Annotated in this window: 20 protein-coding genes; 3 read left to right on the forward strand and 17 right to left on the reverse strand. The window is 43.6% G+C overall.

Annotation, left to right across the window (positions count from 1 at the left end):
• The first annotated feature begins 380 nt into the window (after window positions 1–380).
• Window positions 381–1193: an endonuclease/exonuclease/phosphatase family protein gene (locus tag BW980_RS12575; protein ID WP_076455601.1), complete on the forward strand. Its 813-nt coding sequence runs from the start codon at window positions 381–383 to the stop codon at window positions 1191–1193.
• Here BW980_RS12575 and BW980_RS22335 read toward each other — a convergent pair whose 3' ends face one another.
• From BW980_RS22335 to BW980_RS22595, 12 genes are all read right to left on the reverse strand, one after another.
• Window positions 1194–1727, reverse strand: a complete 534-nt coding sequence (locus BW980_RS22335; protein WP_076455602.1) for a DUF4236 domain-containing protein — start codon at window positions 1725–1727, stop codon at window positions 1194–1196.
• Between the two features lie 2 nt (window positions 1728–1729).
• The gene (locus BW980_RS12585) at window positions 1730–2638 is read right to left on the reverse strand and encodes a hypothetical protein (protein ID WP_076455603.1); all 909 of its coding nucleotides are present in this window, start codon (window positions 2636–2638) and stop codon (window positions 1730–1732) included.
• Between the two features lie 4 nt (window positions 2639–2642).
• Window positions 2643–3905, reverse strand: coding sequence for an ECF transporter S component (locus tag BW980_RS12590; protein ID WP_076455604.1), 1263 nt, complete (start codon window positions 3903–3905; stop codon window positions 2643–2645).
• A gap of 1 nt (window position 3906) precedes the next feature.
• Window positions 3907–4311, reverse strand: a complete 405-nt coding sequence (locus tag BW980_RS12595) for a hypothetical protein (protein WP_076455605.1) — start codon at window positions 4309–4311, stop codon at window positions 3907–3909.
• A 358-nt stretch (window positions 4312–4669) separates the two neighbouring features.
• Window positions 4670–4888, reverse strand: coding sequence for a hypothetical protein (locus tag BW980_RS12600; protein WP_076455606.1), 219 nt, complete (start codon window positions 4886–4888; stop codon window positions 4670–4672).
• Window positions 4875–5099 carry a hypothetical protein gene (locus tag BW980_RS22340; RefSeq protein ID WP_139327676.1) on the reverse strand — a complete coding sequence of 75 codons (225 nt, stop codon included), beginning with the start codon at window positions 5097–5099 and terminating at the stop codon, window positions 4875–4877. Before BW980_RS22340 ends, BW980_RS12600 begins: the two co-directional genes overlap by 14 nt.
• 1 nt (window position 5100) lies before the next feature.
• A complete protein-coding gene (locus BW980_RS12605) occupies window positions 5101–5445 on the reverse strand; it encodes a hypothetical protein (RefSeq protein WP_076455607.1) in 345 nt (114 codons plus the stop codon).
• Between the two features lie 112 nt (window positions 5446–5557).
• On the reverse strand, window positions 5558–5707 hold the full coding sequence (locus tag BW980_RS22590) for a hypothetical protein (RefSeq protein WP_088696398.1): 150 nt from the start codon (window positions 5705–5707) through the stop codon (window positions 5558–5560).
• 260 nt (window positions 5708–5967) lie between these two features.
• On the reverse strand, window positions 5968–6171 hold the full coding sequence (locus BW980_RS12610) for a hypothetical protein (RefSeq protein WP_076455608.1): 204 nt from the start codon (window positions 6169–6171) through the stop codon (window positions 5968–5970).
• A gap of 107 nt (window positions 6172–6278) precedes the next feature.
• Window positions 6279–6944, reverse strand: coding sequence for a helix-turn-helix domain-containing protein (locus tag BW980_RS12615; RefSeq protein ID WP_013993543.1), 666 nt, complete (start codon window positions 6942–6944; stop codon window positions 6279–6281).
• Between the two features lie 12 nt (window positions 6945–6956).
• On the reverse strand, window positions 6957–8888 hold the full coding sequence (locus tag BW980_RS12620; protein ID WP_076455609.1) for an ATP-binding protein: 1932 nt from the start codon (window positions 8886–8888) through the stop codon (window positions 6957–6959).
• A gap of 84 nt (window positions 8889–8972) precedes the next feature.
• A complete protein-coding gene (locus BW980_RS22595) occupies window positions 8973–9128 on the reverse strand; it encodes a hypothetical protein (RefSeq protein ID WP_175609891.1) in 156 nt (51 codons plus the stop codon).
• 384 nt (window positions 9129–9512) lie between these two features.
• Here BW980_RS22595 and BW980_RS12625 point away from each other — a divergent pair, with 384 nt between their 5' ends.
• Window positions 9513–10271 carry a hypothetical protein gene (locus tag BW980_RS12625; protein ID WP_076455610.1) on the forward strand — a complete coding sequence of 253 codons (759 nt, stop codon included), beginning with the start codon at window positions 9513–9515 and terminating at the stop codon, window positions 10269–10271.
• Between the two features lie 24 nt (window positions 10272–10295).
• Here the strand turns inward: BW980_RS12625 and BW980_RS12630 are convergent, their stop codons facing one another.
• From BW980_RS12630 to BW980_RS12640, 3 genes are read right to left on the reverse strand one after another with little or no spacing between them, the layout of a single operon-like run.
• Window positions 10296–11801 carry a sulfatase family protein gene (locus BW980_RS12630; RefSeq protein WP_083690475.1) on the reverse strand — a complete coding sequence of 502 codons (1506 nt, stop codon included), beginning with the start codon at window positions 11799–11801 and terminating at the stop codon, window positions 10296–10298.
• 7 nt (window positions 11802–11808) lie between these two features.
• Window positions 11809–14082: a sulfatase-like hydrolase/transferase gene (locus BW980_RS12635; RefSeq protein ID WP_076455611.1), complete on the reverse strand. Its 2274-nt coding sequence runs from the start codon at window positions 14080–14082 to the stop codon at window positions 11809–11811.
• Window positions 14083–14122: 40 nt separating this feature from the next.
• Window positions 14123–15595 carry an arylsulfatase gene (locus BW980_RS12640; RefSeq protein ID WP_076455612.1) on the reverse strand — a complete coding sequence of 491 codons (1473 nt, stop codon included), beginning with the start codon at window positions 15593–15595 and terminating at the stop codon, window positions 14123–14125.
• A gap of 299 nt (window positions 15596–15894) precedes the next feature.
• Here BW980_RS12640 and BW980_RS12645 point away from each other — a divergent pair, with 299 nt between their 5' ends.
• Window positions 15895–18624 (forward strand): outer membrane beta-barrel protein, encoded by a 2730-nt coding sequence (locus BW980_RS12645; protein WP_083690476.1) that lies wholly within the window; start codon window positions 15895–15897, stop codon window positions 18622–18624.
• 73 nt (window positions 18625–18697) lie between these two features.
• Here BW980_RS12645 and BW980_RS12650 read toward each other — a convergent pair whose 3' ends face one another.
• Together BW980_RS12650 and BW980_RS12655 are read right to left on the reverse strand one after the other, a co-directional pair.
• A complete protein-coding gene (locus BW980_RS12650; RefSeq protein ID WP_245800041.1) occupies window positions 18698–20191 on the reverse strand; it encodes a sulfatase-like hydrolase/transferase in 1494 nt (497 codons plus the stop codon).
• A gap of 16 nt (window positions 20192–20207) precedes the next feature.
• On the reverse strand, window positions 20208–21548 hold the full coding sequence (locus BW980_RS12655; RefSeq protein WP_076455614.1) for a sulfatase: 1341 nt from the start codon (window positions 21546–21548) through the stop codon (window positions 20208–20210).
• Window positions 21549–21563: the final 15 nt, after the last annotated feature.

Genomic DNA, 21563 nt, shown 5'->3' on the forward strand with positions numbered 1-21563 from the left:
TTTGGCTATAGATGATAGTGAATCTGAAAGCATTTAACTTTTTGGATTCAAAGATCGGCCAATTTTAACCTCTCCACAACTTTTTGTGTTGAGCCGGTTTATGGGCAAGGGATGCGCCATTCTTGGATATTTGAAAGAAAACCGTAGCTGTCCCCTTCATTCGTATATAATCTATTCGGCTTCCCACCGTGCCTACTACAGGGGGCATTGAACCACCACCAAAGTAGAAACTCAATCTTTATCCGTAACTCCTATGTCGTTGGCTGTATTCGGTATAGGATTATTTTTCTTAGTACTGACCACTATCTCCTTCTTTACAGATTTCCGTAAACTTAAAAGCGGGACTTTATCTAGATTTGTAGTTCACCAAAACTCGTCCCGTGTTTAGAAAAATCATAATTTTTGCCATATGCTTCCTTTCGCTGACGGTCGTTGCACAAAAAAGTGAGATCAAACTGGTGTCATGGAACATTCAAGACTTTGGTAAGACCAAGAGTAGTGAAGAGCTAGAGCAAATGGCCGAGCTGGTCAGGGAATATGATATTCTCGCTATTCAAGAGGTAGTTGCGGGTTATGGCGGTGCCCAAGCCGTAGCCAAACTATCGGATATCCTGAACCGAAAGGGCGCTAAATGGGACTACCTTATCAGCAATCCTACCAACAGTCCTAAATACGTCACGGAGCGCTATGCCTTTATTTGGAAGACGAAACACATTAAGATCAAAAACCGGGGGAAACTCATTCAGGAATTGGATAGCCTTGTCGATAGGGAGCCTTTTTTGGTAGACTTTTTTATTGGGGACAAAAAGTTGAGCCTGATCAATTTTCATTCTAGGCCCTATAATAAAAGACCGGAGGGGGAAATAAAGGCCCTGACCCATTACATCAGCGAAAATTTTACGAACCCTACCATTCTAGCAGGGGATTTTAACGTTAACGAGGCCATGTCGGTTTTTGACACTTTTAAAGAAAACGGCTACCGCGCCTGCATTTCCGATACGAAGACCACCCTGAAAAGGGTGTGTAATGGGTATGACTACCTCAATCACCCTATTGATAATATGTTTTATTCCGAAGACATCCTAAAAACCGATAGCGGGGTACTCGATTTTATACGTATTTGCGACAACCTTGAAATGGCAAGACGATTATCGGATCATTTGCCTGTTTTTTTGAGGTTTCGATTGGAGTAGTTAACCGCACTTACACCCCTTGCCAACTATCCATTTACAACAAGGGTCCGCTTGACATGGAGCTTTGTTCTTGTTAGAACAACCACAATTTGATGTCGTAGCGCAGTTTTTTATGCTATTGCCGGGCTCTTCACATGCCATACCGTCCTTGTCTGCATCTAGGTCATTCCTGCATTCGGGATCCGCATCATAGGCAGCCTGTGCCGCAGCTTGAGAGGTGTAATTGGCACAATTTGTATCCCTACAGTCATTCGTGCTGCTGCTGATGTTGTCAATTTTTTCGCTATCGCTGCTCGTACAGGAAATCAAGGTGAGAACCAATGAAGATATAAATATAACAACCAAGCATCCACTGCTTTTTGTTTTACTGAATGTCTTTCGATAGGTTAAGCCTGGTATTCCTGTTCTTATGGAATATCCTTTGGAGCTAAGGCTTCCCCTTTTGGTCCTGTAACTTGGTGTAATTCCGGACTTACTGACATTAATTCCCAATCCTTTTATCAATTTTATCCTTTTGTTGAACCTGAAGGCCATAACTATTCCTTTAAAATAAATCCTTGTATCACTTTTTCCATATTCGAAGGCAAATCGGCCTGTTTGATCTCGAAATTTTTAACATTCATTTCGTTGAGCCATTTGGACCAATATGCCCTGATGATGTCTTCTTCGTAAGGGTTTTTGTCATCGGGATTGATACCTAAAACCAACACTTCTAAATTGGATAAATCTTTATTTGGGACTATAAAACCAAAGTCTTGTTGTTCAAATTTGTCTTTCCATCCAGGTTTATTAAATCCAAAACGCTTTACATCTTGAGGGGTCAGGTAGGTTGTTCTGTTCCCTTCCTTGATTTTAGTGTCCTTATGATAGATATAACCATCGGTCAAAACCACTAGTATATTTCTGTGATTATCTTCAATACAATAGTCGTTCACCTTGTTTTTGAAGAAACGCCATGTATCGGATCCAACATAATGGTCATCGTTGATGGCTGCTTCATAAATAAGGGTTGAAATACTATCGTATTTTTTGCAAGTCATTAGTATATCCTCTTTTGTAACATTATTTCTGTTGAAAGAAATTTTAAGGGCTCCGAGCTTTTTATTTAGGGTCTTATCGGAAGGTTCTGGGTCTATAAAAACTTGGATTTTGTCATCTATTTTTATCATTCTTTTATTCATGATATGAGCTTCGAAATTCTCAGCAATAGATTTTAAGTAACCAACATCCCTCAGGTAGAACTCCATTGCGGGAGAAGGATATTTTTTTGGATTTATTCGGTCTGATAAATCTAAAAGTACACTAATGTTTAAGTTCTTATTCGCAGTAACTTTTGGAAATTCGTGGTCGTGCATGGGCTCTTCTGACTTGGGGTCCTCTTTGCAAGAACTAAGGACAACAGGTATTAGTGCCAATATCGTAAGGGTTAGGAAATATTTTTTCATCTTGTTAATTTATTAGTTTATATAATCGTCCTTCGTAACTTTCATCGGCTATATCGTGCTCCTCTAAGTGCTTTTTTTCTTCAATAGAGCAAAGGGACAATAGTTGATCCCTCCTTTTTAAATCATCAAAATTATCTGCTATGCCCAAGAACCATCCTTTTACGTATTCGGCATGATAGGTGAGGTAATGTTTATTGGAAAACACAAAACCATCGATTGTACGTTGCAGGTCATTTATTTTGCCTTCGATTCCTGAGATTTCCTCCTTTATTGGGCTTAGCTTCTCTGTTTGGTTCAATATCTCTTGTTCGTGGTTTTTTATATCTTCTCTTTTGGACCTAATGAAGGTTTTTATTTTGTCGAAATTGTCATATTCTTTCATAATGAAATCAAATACCAACCCCCAAATAATGTATACCACAAAACCTGCGAATATTATGCCCCAAAATTCCGCCTTGATAAAAGCTATTTGTACGTTGAAATCTGGAGAATTCAGGGTTTTTTCTATGTCATATATCTTCTTTTCTATTTGATAGGCAAGTATTGCGTCAAAAATAAAAGTGATTATAAACAGCGTTCCTATTTTTACATAAGACAGCCAATTTTTGTGTTTCTGAAACATATGAATGAGATATCCTAACCCCATAAATGCGAAGGGAATCGTAGCTACAAAAACCCCTTCAAGCCAACCATCTTTGATGGCTTTGGTAAGGGCGTTGGCATCGAAAATGGCGTTGGTGAGTTGTTCCGTGTCAAATGTTTTGAAAAATGCGGAATAGGAAGCCGAGATATAGAAAACTAATAGGTAAAACGTAATTGGAATGATGACAATCAGACCTAGGTAAAATTGCGCCTTGGGTTTTTTGTCGGCATCTTCCACATATTTTTCGGGGTTGTGTTTGACATCGGCTATTTCGTTTTTAAAGATTGAAATTTTGTTTTCCAAACTAGTGATGCCTTCTTCTATAATGCCCTTGACGGTCTTTCTTTTTTTTAGTTCAATTTCGAATTTGCTCTTCTCTTGAACGTAGGGTTCTTTCAATTCTTTTTGGAGCTTTTCGTCTTCCCTACATTTACCTTTATAATCCATATAAACATCTTGCAAACACGCCTTAAATATCATGTGGTTGCCCGCTGCTTGTTTTGATGAACCGTAGCCGCTTTCAAAAAAAGTAAGTTTGATTTTTTTTGAGTCTTCCTCTTTCGGTTTCTCTATTTTTTGAGGGGCAGTCTTTTTTACGGAGAATATTTTTTTTATTGCGCTCATATCAGTCTTGCATTTTAGCGATTAATTCTTTTTTGGAAATTTTTGCCTTTGCATTCTCAAGAAGAAATTCACATATGTCATCAATATTCTCCTCTAAAAATTCAAATTTTAGACAATACTTTTTTAAGGTATTTGTCTCGTCTTCAGTTGCGATGCCATCTGCCCAGATCATTAATGCCAAATCATAGAGGTATTCTATTTTTTCTTCTAAAGATTCTGGAATTGCCGAGTTTTGGGAAGGATTTAGCAGTATCTCGTTTAATTGATCTTTGCTGAGCCCTCTTTCTTCTGCAAAATTGTAAAGCATTTTTAATTCTTGAATATCAAAATTATCGTCGGCAAATGCCATTTGATAAAGCCTTAGGAAATGACTTTTTAGTACGGTCGATACATTTAATTTATCCATAGTTTTAATATTGGTTTTTTTTGATTTGATATATGGTTTCCTTTGTCTAGAACAACTAGCATAATAGTTCAAGGTAAATTGTGCCTGAAATTGTTATTAGCAGGAGTACAAATTTTAGGCAACCCTGACGCTTATTGCTAGGTGTTGATTTTTTGTTTTTTGAACTTTTGTTTACAAAATGGCCTTGAACGTAAGTGCCATCTTTTTTGTAGTATCCTTTTCTGTAGCCCATCGGTTTGTGGTTGGATGTTCTTGGTTTTTCAAACCTAATACCATTGGCGGACAATTCCTTACGGATATCCGTAATGCAAAAAAGAACGGCACGGGGCCGTTCTTTTAAGAAAGGTCGGTATGGTGTTTAATCTTCCCAGCCGCATAAGCCTCGCCCTATTTCCTTGGCTTGGTGGAGCGGTACTTCGTAAATACGTGTGGAACAGCGTGACAATCCGCGGCAGTTTTTTACGTAATGGTATTTTTTGCTTCCCTTTCCCTTGCAGATATAGACGGTGGTTTCGCTTGGCGTAGAGGGCCCGAAAGACAAAAGCAATAGTGCTAAAAGAACTTTATTCATTTTCATAAAAATCTACGGTTTGCCATAGGGCTTCTTCAAATTGATATAGGTCTTCCAAGGCGCCTAGGGCCTGCCTGGTTTCGCTCTTGTCTTCATTGATCAGGCCCAAGTATTTGGTGGTGCCGTTAAAATGAAGTCTACAAAGCGGTTTTCTATTGTTGTCGTCCAATAAGATGCCAAAGTATGATTGGGTGTCCCTGTGGGCGATTTGTATCAACTTAATCCTTTTTCTTTTTTTGATTTTCTAGAATCTCACCAACATCAAGTACTAGTCTAGCTAGTGCTTTTTCTATTCTGTCAAACTCCTTAGTATAGTCAACAATAACCGGAACATCTTGCTTGTTGTTCCTTCTTAGCATCTTACCCTCACCAGTTAACAGCCACACAGGGTCTACTTCTGGGAACACCTCAAACACCTTATTGAGCACCGTATCCTTTACTGAGGCTTTATTTTTTTTAGCGGCAACCAAAGTCATATTTGACAGCCCTAACTTCTTTTCAAACGCGCTAATAGCATGGTTGTAATGCTCTGCAACCTCGAACACTCTTTCTATCGTAGTCATTGATTTGTTTTTTTTTGATAAAGTGAAAAGTTTTCTTGTTTACGTTTATCGACTTCCTTCCTTAAAATTTTCAAATGGTTTTTCACCTTCCATTTTTGAGGCTTATAAAAGGCTAGTTTTTACAGCCGTTTTTGCTACAGGTGATAGGTTTGCTCGTATTTGTCCAATGACTGGGGCGCTCGGTCGTATCAAAACCGCATCCCGTAGTTCCTCCTTTTAATCCTTGGTGGATCTCTCCTGTGGCTATGTGCTTTACTGGCATGGTATTTTTGGTTTTACTTAGTGATGTTTAAATGTAAAACCGTTGGTAGACAATTCCTTACGTAAAACCGTAAAGGGCGAAAATTGTTTCGTATAAATTGTAAAAAGGGTGGGGCTCCCTTCTGTCGGATCCCTGCTATAACAAGGGGTTAACCATGTTTTGGCTGTCCCTATGGACGAGGGGTTTTCTTATATTATTAAAGACCGAACCCGCAAATTTGATGATCCCCCAACCACCTCATAGGCGGGCCGGCCTTATGTTTAATTATGGCATTCTTTGCAACAACGGATACAGGCGCTGGTTTTTTGGTACATTTTGCCGGCTTCCATGACCGCCCCCTGACAGGTAGGGTGAAAGCCTAGGTCGGTCTTGCTTAAGATAAAGGCAAGCAGATTACAGTCGTGTTTGTGTACTTCGTAATTGCCGTTGCTTTGTCTGGTGTTGTTTACGTAATATTTGATCATCGGGTAATTTTCGGCCAAACTAATACCATTAATAGATAATCCCTTACGGATTTCCGTAAGGGATTAAAAAATTGGTCGGGCGGTTAGAAATTTATGATACAGTCGTGCTATATCCTGCCTTCCTTGATCAGTTTGGCTATAAGGTGTTGGATGTTTTTGGCCCCGAAGGCGTCAAATAAGCGGCTTACTTTTTTGTCGATGGTACTTTCGCTATTGGGCGAAATATTTTGACGTTTGAGTTTTTCCGAGATTTCTTTTTTGGTCAAGCCTTCGGCAAGGTCTTGCAAGATCATACGGTCGTACTTGTCCAGTTCAAAAATAGTGTTGGCACTATTCAGGTTGATCTGGGGGGAAACATAGGTCCTGTTCTGATAGGCCTCTTGTATGGCGGTCACCAGTTCGTTGAGTCCGTTACGGCCTTTACAGACATAGGCGTTTATCTTCAGATCGGTAAAAAGCGGGTTGATCTCGACCGGATTGTCTATCATGGAATTGACAATGACCTTTATGTTCGGGTCGATGTCCCTGACCGCCTTGATAAGGGCTTGGCCTGAAGTCAGTTTACGGGCCGCTGGCCCTTCTTTGAACGAAAGGTCGGTTATTAAAAGCTCATAGGGCTCCCCTTCGTTAAAGGCTAACTTAAACCTGTTGTACGCTTTGTCGCAATAAAGTTCTTCTTGTATTTCTTCAATCTGCAGTCGATTTTCAAGGGCGTTAACGATGCCTTTGTTCGTGTCTTGGAAGTCTTCTGCAATCAGTATTTTTTTGAACATAGTCTGCACTATTTAATTCGGAATTTCAATTTGGGCGCTAAAACCATCACCCTTTTCTGAATCAAAAGTAAGACTTCCATTGATGGCTAGAATACGCTTTTCCGTATTCCATAGTCCATTTTTATGATTTAAATTATTTTTTGAGGCACCTTTGCCGTTGTCGGTGTAGTTGACTTTTAGCTTTTTTTTCAAGGCTTCAAAGTGTATCGAGACCATTGTGGCTCCACTGTGCTTCTGCATATTGATCATAAGTTCCTGAAGCGCTTTGTACAAGGTTTTTTTGCTGAGTTCCGGCAGTTTGTCCCAATCGATTTCAGTACTTCCGGTGACGATCAATTGGGTGTTTCTACAGTAGCTGCTCAGCATACCGAAAAGGATTTCCTTGAACTTTGGGCCAGTGTCGATGTCGTTGATTTTCCTTGAAAAGTTCCTGCTTTGGTTGTAGAGGCCATCGATGACGTTCAGTACCTCGGTATCGGGCGCCCCGTTTTGCAGCAATACCATGGCATGGTTTAGTTTGCCCGCGAAATCGTCGTGTAATTTTCTTGACAGTTCTGCTTCGGTGGCATAGGTGGCTTCTATTTTTGCGGTTTTATTTTCCTGTTTTAGGCGTTTGGCGCGCTGAACGGAAAAGAAGCCCGCGAAAACCGAAACGAGCACGATCAAGGCCAGGCCCGAGTAGGATATAATTTTTTGGTTGCGTTGCTTGGCCGCTTCCAATTGGTGTTCGGCACTCTCCTTTTCTAAATGGAGAATGGATTCTTGCTTTAGCTTGTCGTCGTACCTGTATTTGGCAAATTGGGTCTTTACCTTTAATTCTTGGTCGTAAAGGCTATCCTGTAAAAACACATAGCGGTCCCTTATTCCGATAGCCTTGGGAGCGAGTTGCATCAGCTGTTTCAGGGCATCTTTTTCCGCCCGTGGTATTTTTAGCGATTTGGACAGTTGAATGACCGAATCGAGATAAGAACGGGCCTTTACGGGATTGCTTTTACTATGGAATTCCCCCAAATGGGTATAACTGGCGATCTGCCCCCTTTTGTCTTTTTCTTGAATTCGCATGGACAAGGGTTTTTTAAAGGCCTCTTCTTCTATAGGAAGCCCTGATAACCATTGGGCATAGGCCAGATTGTCCAAGACCCGGGCGTATTCTTTTTGGTTTCGGCCCAAGGTGCTGTCCTTTACAAGTTTGTTCAAGAGTTCCATGGCCTTGTCGAAGGACTTGCTGTCGATATACGTGGCTGCCAAATTGTTCTTGTAAAGCAGGCGGTCATGGGCACTTTCTTCAATGTGTATGGCTTTTTGATAGTAGTCTATGGCATCGGAAAAGTTCAGTAGCTTTCTATGGTTGGTAGCCAAAGCGTTGTAGCAATGGGCTACTTTCTTGGGTTTTTTTAAAAATTTTAAGGCATCGGTCAGGGTTTCTTTGCTTCCGAAAAAATCATTGTTGTTTTTTTGAATGGTACCTATGTTCAGCAGGTTTATGCCAATTCTACTACTATCCTTCAACTGTGTATAGTATTCTTTTGAGAGGGAATAGTTTTCAATGGCCTTGTGGTAATCGTGTTCCACTTCTGAGAAATAATAGCCCATTAGATAGTATTGTTCTGCCAGGAGCGATACTTTCTTGATTTTCGGGGCATGGTTTGCCAGCTGATCGTGGTATATACGTAAGCTGTCGTATTCCTTTGAAAGCAGATGGAGCAGGCTCTTTTGAAAGAGTACAGGGCCGTACAGACTGTCTTCAAGGTCGTTTTTTAAATATTGGTAGGATCGGTTGATGGCCTGGTAGCGTTCTTTTACGGAAAGTGTTTTTTCCCTGGCTCGCTTATAGTGAAATAAGGCACTGTCGATATCCTTGCCCTCTTGGGAGAGGGGTTTATCATGCTTTGATGTGCAGCCGAAAAGCAAAAAACAGAACACAATGAGTGCAAACCTATTCAATGGTGGGAAGTATTAATAATTGAACATAAAAAAAGCCATACCCGAAAGTATGGCTTAAATTACTGAATTTAATCGTTATTTTCCTTATCCTCTTGGAGGGTCTGTTGGCGGATCGGCATCATCCCCTTCCGTTGCTTGGATATGGTAGAGCTCATCGGTGTCTGCTGTAGATGGGCTGGAGCATGAAAATAAAAACCCGTTCATGATTACGACCAAGGTCGCTATATACACTTTTTTCATCTGTTTTGTTGTTTTTTGGACATAGCTGTGGCTGTCCAGATTAGTATTTGGTTTGATGGGCACCGGATTAAGGGTGCGGAAAAATGAAGGGGCGTCCCCCGGGTTTTTGGAAAGTGGAAATCTTATGCGGAGGTCTTAAGCCGCTTTCCATTCGACTTAATTCTTGCCGCATTATAGATTTCCGTAAAAATGATTTCTATAGAAAGACTATGTTAGCAAAGCATAGCGGTTATCATTCTTGGGGCAAATTAAATGGAAGCTGGGGAGGTGATTGCAGACACGGATCGGACTTGTGTTCGACATGTTTTAGACACCAATAAAATCGGGGGTTCACAGAGGTTGGTGTTAGGGGCGGATCTATCTAAAATTTGTATTTTTAGGATTATGGACGATAATAGGATCAAGAAAATTGTTCAAGAGGCTTTTGACAAGGCAAGGGAGAAATCCGTATCACAAGCAAAATATGCCTTGGCAAAACAGATAGGGGAAGAGGTAAACCTTAGTTACAGAACTTTAGAACGGGCTTATGATCGTTATATCAATGGAAGGGAAAATCTCGGCCCGCAAAGTCAAGAAACCATTGATGAATTATGTAGATATATTGGATATAAAGATTATGCCGATTATGTGGACCGGAACTACAGTTCACGGAAAAAAAGGGAGAAAAAAAACTTGATAATCGATGATGGAAGAAAGGGGTTTTCAAAAACATGGATGTATGGGGCCATAGCGATAATCGCTATGGGAGGCCTTGTTTGGATGGCCTACACTGTCGCTATTCCCGAAATAGGAAGCTATAAGGGCTCGAACCAGCTGTGTATGACTTGGGCCGACTCCCTATATCTTGAGGTCGATTGTAACCACATTCCGTTTTCACCAAAGGGTACCGTGGTAGAACCCTTGGACCCGGTGAGGTTGGCCACTTTCAAAAAGGTCAAGGTTACCCAATCGTACCCCTTCTTTAAAAAAGATACGGGCGAACCCCTGATCTGGTATTTTAAGAATAAGGACGGTAGGATGGAGTATTATACGGCCCCGGGCCTGCACCCCACCAATGGAGAGACCTTGCGTAAAATTACTCCCTATATCATTCAGAAGTACGTTCCGCTGCATAGTACCCGGGAAGATTCTTTTGTTCGGTAAAAAGGCCGGTGTAGGCCCAAAAGTTTAATGGGGCATGGCCCTGATGATCTTCTCCATCTCCACCTTTGATGGTCGGGGTCTTTTTCTGAAGGCATTCGATTTGCCGGTCTCGCGATCAAACTCGTCGGGCGTCCTAAAATCGGGTAGGCTGTCTTTTGATGCCTTTCTAATACGGTTCATCTCTGAGCGCAGTGTTTTTAGGGTCTTTTGATAATCGGGGTCTAGGGCCAGGTTTTTAAGTTCGTAAGGGTCCTTTACCACATCGTAGAGTTCCTCGCTTGGCCGCGGGCTTACAAAACAGGCCAACTGTGCCTCGTTGAGTTCGCCTCTTTTCTTTAGTTCGCGCATCGATTGAAAGGTGCCGCCAACGAAGGCATCGGCCGAAGGGGTATTGGGCAAGTCCGTATAGAAATTGCGTATGTACTTGAATTCTTCCGTACGTACGGCCCGTGTATAGTCTTCGTAATCGTGCCAATGGTCTTCGGCATAGACCAAATCCCTGATTTTGGCCTTGGGGTCTTTTAGTAGAGGGGAGAAATCCTTCCCTTCAAAACTCGGTAAGGCTTCCAGTCCGGCAAGCTTTAGGAAGGTAGGGGCAATGTCTATCGAGCTTACCAACTTGGTGTTAACGGAACTGGCCTTTACCTTTTTGGGCCATTTTACGATCCATGGGGTTTTTATTCCGCCGTCATAAAGGGTCGTCTTATCGCGGGGGAAGGGCCTGCCGTTATCGCTAATGAACAAGATCATGGTGTTGTCGGAAACGCCTTGCCTGTCTAGTTCGGCCACTACTTGTCCCACATAATTGTCGAGCCGGGCAATCTCGTTGTAATAATGGACAAAATCTTCACGTACTTCCTGGGTGTCGGGAAAGTAGGGAGGGAGTACCACGTCGTTTAGGGCATGGGGGTTCGCAATGATATCATCGTCATAAGGCCTGTGTGGGTCGACCGCTGCCAACCATAAAAAGAAAGGTTGGTCTTGGGGCCTTTGTTGAAGCACGGGAACCCATTCCTCACAACCGCTGCCGTCACCCTTCTGTTTTGTTTTTTCGCCGGTGGGCGATAGTTGAAAACCGTGGGTGCCTACGTCTTTTACCAGGTCGAAGCGCGTTTTTATGGAATCGCCCAAATGCCATTTTCCCGCTTGTGCCGTCCAATATCCCGATTTTTTCAGCTGCTCGACAAAGGTGACCTTGCTTGTCGGTAAGGGCCAATGCAGTTGTTCCGCATCGGTATTGTGGGGGTAGAGACCGGTGATGATACTGGTTCTACTGGGGCTGCACGAACTGGTGGTCAAGAAGGCATTGTCAAAACGCATACCGTCTTTGGCCAGTTGGTCGATGTTGGGCGTTTGTATATTGGGGTGGCCATAGGCGCCGCTATCGTCCCAAGCCATATCATCGGCAATGATAAAAACAATGTTCGGGCGTTCTTGGGCAGGCTTTGCTTCCTCTTTTTTCTTCTCGGTACAGGAACAGACCCATAAAAGACTTGAGATCAATAAGGGCAGTATATGACTTTTGCGCATGGTGGTTTTATTTGGAGTAAGGTCTTAGGTTAACCCTTAAAAGGGAATCGTCGGCGGTGATGAATAAATATCTACCGTCATCACTGAATTCGCAATTGCCGGTGTTTTTGTCGGTTCTGATCGTTCCCAAATGCTTTCCCGCAGGGGAAATCACCAAAACCCCATCGGGTCCGGCCAAGAAAATATTTCCCTTTTTGTCAATCTTCATACCATCGGGCGATTGTTTGCTAATGCTTGCATCGTGAAGCGCGGTAGCATCAAAAAATATCCTCTTGTTGCTTACTTTTCCATCCCCAATAATATCATAGGCCAGGATCTTCGGTTGTTCTTTAAAAGAATCGGCAACATAGAGGGTTTTATTGTCGTTAGATACCGCAATGCCGTTCGGGGCCTTTATCGAATCGTCTAAGAGCACCACTTCTTTGTCCTTTCCATAGAAATACACCCCGTTAAAGCCGATGGCACTTTTGCCCTTGCCCAGTCCGAAAGACGGATCGGTAAAATAGAGGTTTCCGTGAGTGTCATAATCGAGGTCATTGGGCGAATTAAAGACTTGGCCTTTATAGCCGGTTACTATAGGGGCGAACTTCGGATGTAGTGAATCGCGCAAGCTGGTAAGCTTACTGATTCTGCGGTCGCCTACTTGGCAAATCACCAAATCTCCCTGTGGATCGAGAATGAGTCCGTTAGAACCCTTTCCCGTATTGCCGTTAGGGATTCCGGTACCTCCGGAAGGCGCCATGTATAGGCTCAGCCCGTCTATATCGTGCCATTGGTAAATTTTGTTTTCGGGAACATCGGAGAAAATGAGTTTTTGCTCTTTCGGAAGCCATACGGGGCCTTCTGACCAATTGAAGCCTTCGGCCACGAGTTCAATACGGGCATGTGGCGATACCAGTGAGTCGAATTCGGGGGCCAAACGTTCGATCCATCCGTAAGTGGGATATTTTTTTAGGGAATCTAAGACGAGCTTGAATTTTTCCCTCAATCGTATTTCATCGGGAGACAACTTGGCATCGGTCAATTCCTCTTTTTCCAATACGTCCTTCCTTGTATTGTAAAAACGCCCATCACCGTAAAGTTTATAGTTTTCGTTTAATACAAATTCTGCGGGGGCAAATTGTTTTTTGTCCCAGCCCGGTTTGGGGTCGTAGCTCATAAATACCCAATCTCTGCGTTGTACGGGTTCTCCTTTGAGAACGGCCAAGAAGCTTTCGCCATCGGTATGGAGGCCTTGGGGCTTTGGGGTCTGGGTCGCTTCAAGGATGGTCGGCATAAAATCGATGGCATCGATGAATTCGTTCGATGTGCTTCCTGCCTTAATGTGTCCCGGCCAGTTGGCAATAAACGGTACTTTGATGCCCGCTTCGGTGGTCAGGCCTTTTCCGCCTTGTACCGTTCGGTCTCCCATTTTTGAAAATATGGTTTGGTGGGTACCGTTATCGGAATACAGCATGAGCAGGGTGTTCTCACGAAGTCCTTTCTCCTCAAGATGGGCCACGATGTCGCCTATAATCTTGTCCAAGTACTCCACCATATCCTTAAAATATACGGTCTCGTCGTTCAATCGCTTTTCGGCATGTTTCCAATCCGTACTGTTTGGGGTAGGATTGAATGGACCATGGGTCAATGCCATGGGGTAATACACAAAAAAGGGCTTATCGGCCTGGCGGTCAACAAAGTCATTTACGTATTTTGAGAAAATATCAGGACCGTATTTTCCTTCGGTATCCTTCAAAAACTCACCGTTTTGATAAATGGTCGGGTTGGCAAAACGAGAGCCTTTATCTTCAGTGTGGAAGGCGTGGAACATGCTGTATTCGTCAAAGCCGGCATCTTCGACCTTCATACCGATTCCTCTTCTATGTTCGCCTCCGGGATAGCCGGGCGGATCATAACTTTGTAGTTGCCATTTGCCCACCATACAAGTGGCGTAGCCTGCATCTTGCATGATATGGCCAAAGGTTTTCTGTTTGGGGTTTAAGATCCCGAAGGCTTCCCAGTTCCGAAAGTTGTACTGCCCCGTCATAAGTTTTACACGTGTGGGGGTACAGAGGGGTTGGGCATAGGCCTGATCGAACTGCATGCCCGTTGCCGCAAGTTTATCGATGTTGGGGGTGTGGTAGGAAGTTCCACCGTAGCTGCCAATACCTTCGTAACCTAGGTCATCGACCATAATCAGAATCACGTTCGGACGTTTGTCGCCACCGCTGCCCCCTTTTTGGGCGTAACATGAAAAGGACAGGAAGAATGTGAAAAGTAAAAAATAAATGGTTTTCATAGGGTGGCGATGGGTGGGTTATTGCTTTATAAAATTAGGCTTAGAAGGGAAACAGTTCCGATTCTTCGCTGGCATTTTCCATGATCAGCTTCATTTCCGTAACGATTTCTGGGTGTTGGTCGGCAAGGTTATGGGTTTCGGCAGGGTCATCGACCAGGTTATAGAGTTCGAATGGGCCTTGCGGTTGTTTGTTGAAATTGTAGATCACACCTTTCCAATTCCCTTTACGAACCGCTTTACGGCCGTTTTGAATGGAAAATTCCCAATAGAGGTACTGGTGTTGCTTTTGGTCATCTTGACTTAACAGTGTCGGTAAAAAGGAAATACCGTCACTATTGGCCGGAACATCTACCTTGATGATATCGGCCAAGGTAGGCATAAGGTCCCAAAATGCGGAAACATGGTCGGATATGGTGCCCGCCTTCACCTTATTAGGCCAAACTACGAGAAAAGGCGAGCGAATACCTCCTTCGTAGAGGTCCCTCTTAATGCCTCTTAGACCTCCGCCGCTATTGAAAAATTCGGGATCGGCACCTCCTTCGGCATGTGGGCCGTTGTCACTGGTGAACATTACGATGGTATTGTCGGCAATACCGAGCTCATCTAGTTTATCCAATATCTGTCCCACATAAACATCCATACGGTATACCATTGAGGCAAAGGAAGCATGGGGTTGAAGTGTTGACGAATATTCTTGGGGCACCATATCGGGACCGTAATCGGAGGTATAGGAGTTCTCTTCGGTATACGGGGTTTCTTCGTATTGGTCCTTAAACTTTTCGTAGATGGAATCCTTAGGGGAAATCAGTTCGGCATGGGGCAAAATAAAGGGTACGTAGGCAAAAAAGGGCTTTTCTTTGTTCGCTTCGATAAAATTCAAAGTGGCCTCCTGAATTTTGTCGGGAGCATAGGTTTCTGCCTTGGTCCAATCGTTTCCTTCAAGAAGTACCTTTTCATCGTTGTGCCATAGATGGGGCGGGTAATATCTATGCGCCATACGTTGGCAGTTGTATCCGTAGAATTCGTCAAAGCCTTGGGCTATGGGGTCTCCTTCGGTACCGATGAAGCCAAGGCCCCATTTTCCGAAGCCCCCTGTGGTATATCCGGCTTTTTTCAACATTTCGGCAATAGTGAGCGATTGGCCCGGTAGGGGCGTTTGACCTTCGCCTTCCAGCTCCTTGTTGCCCCTTATGGGGGTGTGACCGGTATGTTGTCCGGTCATGAGGGAAGAGCGGGCCGGGGCACAAACGGGCGCACCGCTGTAATGTTGGGTGAATTTCATGCCCCTTGTTGCCAATTCGTCTATACGGGGCGTTTCAAATTTTTTCTGGCCGTACGAACTTAAGTCGCCATAACCGAGGTCATCGGCTAGAATATAGATGATATTCGGTTTTTGTTCGGTGTTCGCCGTGGTTGCAGTTACGGTTTTGGCTTCTTCTTTGCACGCACCTAAGCTTAATAAAAGGGAAATAACAAAAAGAAAGGATAGTTTGGGGGTAAAACGTAATCTCATAGTGGTATTCATTTAGGTTTTAAAATGCTATGATCAATTTTTTAGGGTCGATGACTATTGAATATAGCTATAGGGTTCGTTTTATATGCTAAAGGAAAAAGGTGCCAAGCAATGTACTGATTTTACCTCGTATAGTTCTAGACCGTGATCATATGTTGCATAATTATAGCAAATTAATCATTAGATCTATAGATTTTGTACTCCGTGATACATTTCTTGTATTCTTATGTACACCAGTTCATTTCTTTCAAATTACCTTTAGCCTTGTTCATTTCGAATTATAATTCAATAAAAATTTGATGGTCAAGTTGCAATTCGGGTATGGTTTTGTGCTCGTTCTTTTCTTCTTATCGCTTACTTCAATGCAATCGCAATCCTCCGGTGCTATCTCGGGAAGGGTGCTTTCGGAGGAAAAGGAAGCCTTGGAAGCTGTAGCCGTGGTATTGCTCGGGGTAAAGGATTCCACCTATGTGGATTATACCATTACCGACGCGAATGGGAATTTCAACATAAGCGAGGTACCCAAGGGAAATTACATCCTTAATATCTCGTCCTTAGGATACCTTTCGGTATATAAGGATCTGTCGTACACAGGGGAGGCCATTGCTTTTGGCGATCTCATTTTAAGGGAAGACACTTATGAACTCGAAGGGGTGACCTTGACCGCCGTGGTGCCGGTACAAATAAAGCAAGATACCATAGCCTTTAATGCCAATTCGTTTAAGGTCGATTCCGACGATAATTTAGAGGAATTGTTGAATAAAATTCCGGGTATGGAAATCGATTCCGATGGAAAGGTCAATGCCCAAGGCAACGAGGTGACCAAAATTATGATCGATGGGAAGGAATTCTTCGGAGGTGATCCTTCCATCGTACTTAAGAACCTATCCGCAGATGCCATTGCCAATGTTGAGATCATCGATAAGAAGAGCGATGAATCGGAACTCACGGGCGTGGCGGACGGAAACAAGGAGGTGGTCATCAATTTCACCTTGAAAGAGTCGCGAAAAAATAACGGCTTCGGAAAGATCTCTGCCGGGGGCGGATTGGATAATCGGTATTTTGGGAATTTGAATTACAACAAATTTACCTCTAAAACCCAGTTTTCGGTTATCGGCAAAATCAATAACATCAATATAACTGGATCGAATATCCAAGATTTTTTAAAAAATGCCGACGGTGTGGATGGCGATGGCGACGATGAAGAAGAGCAGAACTCGGCACAAAAGACCAAAAGCCTAAGCGGATATCTGACTACGGCCGTGGCCGGGGTGAACGTGGGACACGAGTTCAAGGAAAAGGAATCGTTGAACGGCGATTACTTCTATAACTATTCTAAGAATGATGGTAGCTCCCTTTCTAAGCGTATCACTTTTTCGAATGCCAATAACTTTGATTATGAGGCCGAAAACGAATACATCAATACCAAGAACAACCACAACCTGAACCTCGATTACAAAAACAAGTCGAACCCCAACAATAGTCTTATCGTAAAAGGCCAGTTGATCTCAGATGAGGTCAATAGCTATTCCAACCGTATGGGGCGTTATTTCAAGGAGGAAGAACTAAGCACTAAAAACGACAACCTATCTACGGTCGATAGGGATCGAAAAAGGGGCAATATGAGTCTTAATTTCTATCAAAAACTCGGTAAAAAGGGGCGGAGCCTAGCGACTGCACTGAAAACTTCCTTTAATCAGTCTACGATGAAGAACGACCAAAGCACCTTGATCACAAGGCAGGTCAATACCCCTAAGGAATCGGTGAAGGAGCTGAATACCCTACGGGACCAAAAACTGAATACATCGGTCATCAATTTCAATTTTAAATATACCGAGCCCCTTGGGGGAAACCATTATATGAAGTTGGAGTCGTATATGGGGAATAAAATCGATAGGGAAAATGTCTATCAGAATAAAACGACCATTACTTCCAATAACAAAGAAGAGATTTTACAATACGACTACGATCATAGCGAAAACAATTATCAGACCCGCTTGGCACATAGTTATAACGTAGGGAAAATCAATACCTATGCGGCTATGGAACTGCAAGACGTCGTACGTTCTTTCGGCGTGGTCAATGAAGCGTCGATGACCACGGACCGCTTGTTCGTCAATCCGATGGCAACGGTTCAATACATCCCAAAAAGGGGACGGAAATATAGATTGAGCTATAAAAGGAACGTCCGTAGGCCACGACCTACCGAAAGCTCGACGGTGGTCAACGACCTAAATCCCTTTTCCATTAGAAAGGGAAACCCCGACCTGGTGGCCGAAAAGATGGATGCCCTTACCGTATCGGCCATTGTTCATGATTTTAAGTCTTCTTTGAGTTTTAATACACGGGTACAGTACCAATACACCAAAGATGCCATTATAAAAAGTGTTGATGTGGATGAAGACTACGTTAGAACCCTCAGCTACCAAAACAACGGTATCAAACGTCGGCTGAACACTTCCTTGGGCTTTAGCCAAAAACTTAAAGGTCTGGGGCTACGATACTCCATTCGCAACCGTAACTTTTTCAATACGAACAATGCTATTATCAATTTTCAGCTCAATGAGGTGACTTCCCGAGATTTTCTGGTAAGTGCAAGCCTAGAGAACAATAATAAAAGTATGGTTGACCTTAAGGCCGGAGCTACCTATAGTGTTAACAACACCTCTTTTTCCATAGAACACGATTTGGATCGGAAGTATACCAAGCAGCAATATTTTTCAATGCTCGATTGCGATTTGGGCGAAAAAGTGAATTTCAATACCCAATTCGATTATTTTATTTATACCGATAATGCCTTTGCCTCAAACGAGAATATACCCTTGTGGAATGCCACGGTGTCGTATGCCTTTACAAAAGAGAAAAGCCATGTCTTAAAACTGTTGTTCATTGACCTGCTCGATAAAAATATAGATATCTACAGGCGCAGTACGACCAACTATTTTGAGGAAACAACCTCCGAAAGCTTGGGCCGTTACTTTATAGTGAGTTATATGCACAAGCTGAACAACCGGCCAAGAAAGGGATAAAGGAACAAAAAATCCCCAGTGCAGACACTAGGGATTTTTTGAGGTAAAACCGAATTCAGTATGTTCTAGATTCCTACTTAAGACTGGCCTTATAGCCTTCTACGGCTTTTTTAAAGCCAATCTCTTCCCCGTTTAACATTCTTTGGTAGTCTTCGGGCCTTTCTTTTTTTACCCATTCGAGAACATCTACGGAAATGGGGTGTACCGGATGGTAAACCGAGCTTACGGGTTCCATTTGCCGATCAAACTCTAAGGTCTTTTGGCGCATCTTTTGAAGCACCCCGGCATATTTAGGGTCTTCGGCCAAGTTGTTCAATTCTTGGGGGTCGTTTTTTAAGTTGTACAATTCTTCTTTGTCCTTGCGGGGTGCGAAGAACAATTTTTGGCTTTCGTTCAGCTTTCCTTCGGCTTTCAGGGCCCGCATCCGGTGTACCGCAGGGCGGTAGAATTCCAAATAGGCCTGATGGGCGTCGAAGGGTACTTCGGGCATGTCGTTGCGGATGTATTTCCATTCGCCTGAGGTAATGGCACGCGATTTCTCTTCTACCTCGTCCCAGAGGTCACGGGCGCCGTAAACGTATTCGCGTTTGAAGTTTTTATCGAATATGGGCTTTCCGGTCATGTAGTCGGGAATTTTTACATCGGCAAAATCCAATATGGTCGCGGTGATGTCGGTAGCGGAAACGACATCTTTTCTCACTTGTCCGGCTTTTAGGTCTTTGGGGTAATACACGATTAAGGGTATGTGGAGTCCCGGATCTTGAAGATACCCCTTGCCCCGTATATTGCAACGGCCGTTGTCACCAATAAAAATGACCACGGTGTTGTCGGCCATTCCCTTGTCTTCCAATTCTTTAAAGATCATACCTACCTCGTTGTCCAAAAATTCGATTTGGTCCAGGTATTTGGCCCAATCCAAACGAATGACGGGGTCGTCTGCCATAAATTTGGGCAGCTCTACTTCGGCTGGATCCACGGGGTGTTTGGAGTTTTCACGGACTTCGTCCCACCAATCGCCCCTGTGGCTGGCCACAAGTTGGATTTGTGCAAAGAAGGGTTGGTCTCCTTTTTCAAAGGTGTCGTATTTGTCGAAGAGGCCGAACTGCGTTTTGCCGTCCCAAGGACCGATGGCTTCGTGCTTGAAATTGGCATCGATCTTACGGCCTTTGCCCATTACGCCGTGATGGCCCAAAATAGTGGTATAACCGGCTTTTCGTAGCCAATAGGTAAAAGGTTTAAACCCTTCGTCGAGGGGAAGGTCCCTGTTGCTCCTGTGGTGATGGGCATTGATCTTTACCTGATGCGTGCCGGTCAGCATGGCCGAACGACTGGGCGAACAGATGGGGTTGGTTACAAAGCAATTTTCGAATTTGACGCCTTCCTCGGCCATTTTGTTGAGGTTGGGGGTCTTTACACCTTTCATACCGTAGCACTCAAGGTCAAGGCTCATATCTTCGGCCATGAGCCAGATGATATTGGGCTTTTCCTGGGCGAAGAGCATACAGCTGAACAAAAGGTAGATGCCGGCTGCAAGCGTTTTTTTTATCGTGTTTTTTTTCATCATCATTGGTCTTTTTTAGGGCTCAAAATTCAGGTACCGCCTCTTTTTCCCATTTTTCGAGTTGCTTCTTCATCTTCTTGGCCCGATCTACCTCTATATCGATAAGGTTTTTCGATTCGCTCCTATCCGTTCTAATATTGAATAGGTCGTGTCTGCCACTGTGGTATTTGACCATTTTCCAGTCGCCGTTCATAATGGCGGTATATTGGTCTTCATAACTTCGGAAAAAGAACAGGTTCCGTTCTTTGAACTTTTTGCCTTGAAGCAGGGGCATCAGGCTTTTGCCTTGAATATCCTTTGTCTTTGTTTTTTTACCCGAAGCGATCTCTACCAAAGTGGGAAAAAGGTCAATGGATTGCACCGGTACATCACATGAAATTCCTGGCATGGTCACCCCGGGATAGTGAACGATAAACGGAACCCGTGCCCCGCCTTCACCGAGGGTATTGCCTCCTGTTTTTCCTCCCGATAAGGGGGCATTGCTAAAATAACCGCCTTGGTCCGATAGCAATATGATAACGGTATTGTCGGCCATTCCTTTCGCTTCGATGGCCTTTCTCACCCTGCCAACCGATTCGTCCATAGCACTGACCATGGCGGCATACTCGGCGTCCTTACCGGTTAAGCCTTCCTTTTTATAGCGCTCTACCCAGTCTTTTCGACCTATATGTGGCCCGTGTACGTTATAATACCAAAGGGATAGCATAAAGGGTTGTTCTTTGTTGTATTCGCTTATGAACTTTTCAGCGCCATCGGTTAGAACGTCGGTGAGGTAGGTGCCTTCGGGGGAATCGGGTAGCGGATTTCCTTTTTTGAAGAAGGGCGCATAATAATTTCCGGGGTGGCCATGGTCTCCGGTGCCGTATTGGGCATCGAAACCTTGGTGGATGGGGTGGTACTTTTCGCTTCCTAAATGCCATTTCCCAATAAACATATTGTAATATCCGAATTCTTTAAGTCGCTCGGCATAGGTAACTTCCTCTAGGGGCAACCAATTTCTCGAGGGCATTTGTACCGGGTCCGTAGGCCATAGGTTGAACTCTCCTCCGGCCATATTGTTCTTTGCAGCCTTTTCCTTACTATCGATAATGTGGCGTACCATTTGAAAGCGAACGGGTTCCTTACCTGTCAATAGCGAGGCCCGACTTGGGCTGCAGGTTGGCGTGGCGATGTAGGCCCGGTTAAAATTGAAACCGTCTTTTTTAAGTTGGTCTATATGGGGCGTGTGGAATTTAGGATTTCTAAAACCGACATCGGCCCAGCCGTAATCGTCTACAAAAAGCAATACGATGTTCGGTCGTTCTTGGGCTATACCTTTAAAAATGCTGATAAAGAGCGCCGCTAAAAGAAGGGTATTTTTCATTTGACTTTGGTGCTT

Source organism: Zobellia uliginosa (assembly GCF_900156625.1).
Classification (GTDB): domain Bacteria; phylum Bacteroidota; class Bacteroidia; order Flavobacteriales; family Flavobacteriaceae; genus Zobellia; species Zobellia uliginosa.

Coding starts and splice junctions, on each gene's coding strand:
- BW980_RS22335 (WP_076455602.1), bottom strand. CDS start 1,727: ATGGCCTTCAGGTTCAACAAAAGGATAAAATTGATAAAAGGATTGGGA.
- BW980_RS12585 (WP_076455603.1), bottom strand. CDS start 2,638: ATGAAAAAATATTTCCTAACCCTTACGATATTGGCACTAATACCTGTT.
- BW980_RS12590 (WP_076455604.1), bottom strand. CDS start 3,905: ATGAGCGCAATAAAAAAAATATTCTCCGTAAAAAAGACTGCCCCTCAA.
- BW980_RS12595 (WP_076455605.1), bottom strand. CDS start 4,311: ATGGATAAATTAAATGTATCGACCGTACTAAAAAGTCATTTCCTAAGG.
- BW980_RS12600 (WP_076455606.1), bottom strand. CDS start 4,888: ATGAAAATGAATAAAGTTCTTTTAGCACTATTGCTTTTGTCTTTCGGG.
- BW980_RS12605 (WP_076455607.1), bottom strand. CDS start 5,445: ATGACTACGATAGAAAGAGTGTTCGAGGTTGCAGAGCATTACAACCAT.
- BW980_RS22590 (WP_088696398.1), bottom strand. CDS start 5,707: ATGCCAGTAAAGCACATAGCCACAGGAGAGATCCACCAAGGATTAAAA.
- BW980_RS12610 (WP_076455608.1), bottom strand. CDS start 6,171: ATGATCAAATATTACGTAAACAACACCAGACAAAGCAACGGCAATTAC.
- BW980_RS12615 (WP_013993543.1), bottom strand. CDS start 6,944: ATGTTCAAAAAAATACTGATTGCAGAAGACTTCCAAGACACGAACAAA.
- BW980_RS22595 (WP_175609891.1), bottom strand. CDS start 9,128: ATGAAAAAAGTGTATATAGCGACCTTGGTCGTAATCATGAACGGGTTT.
- BW980_RS12625 (WP_076455610.1), top strand. CDS start 9,513: ATGGACGATAATAGGATCAAGAAAATTGTTCAAGAGGCTTTTGACAAG.
- BW980_RS12630 (WP_083690475.1), bottom strand. CDS start 11,801: ATGCGCAAAAGTCATATACTGCCCTTATTGATCTCAAGTCTTTTATGG.
- BW980_RS12635 (WP_076455611.1), bottom strand. CDS start 14,082: ATGAAAACCATTTATTTTTTACTTTTCACATTCTTCCTGTCCTTTTCA.
- BW980_RS12640 (WP_076455612.1), bottom strand. CDS start 15,595: ATGAGATTACGTTTTACCCCCAAACTATCCTTTCTTTTTGTTATTTCC.
- BW980_RS12645 (WP_083690476.1), top strand. CDS start 15,895: ATGGTCAAGTTGCAATTCGGGTATGGTTTTGTGCTCGTTCTTTTCTTC.
- BW980_RS12650 (WP_245800041.1), bottom strand. CDS start 20,191: ATGATGATGAAAAAAAACACGATAAAAAAAACGCTTGCAGCCGGCATC.
- BW980_RS12655 (WP_076455614.1), bottom strand. CDS start 21,548: ATGAAAAATACCCTTCTTTTAGCGGCGCTCTTTATCAGCATTTTTAAA.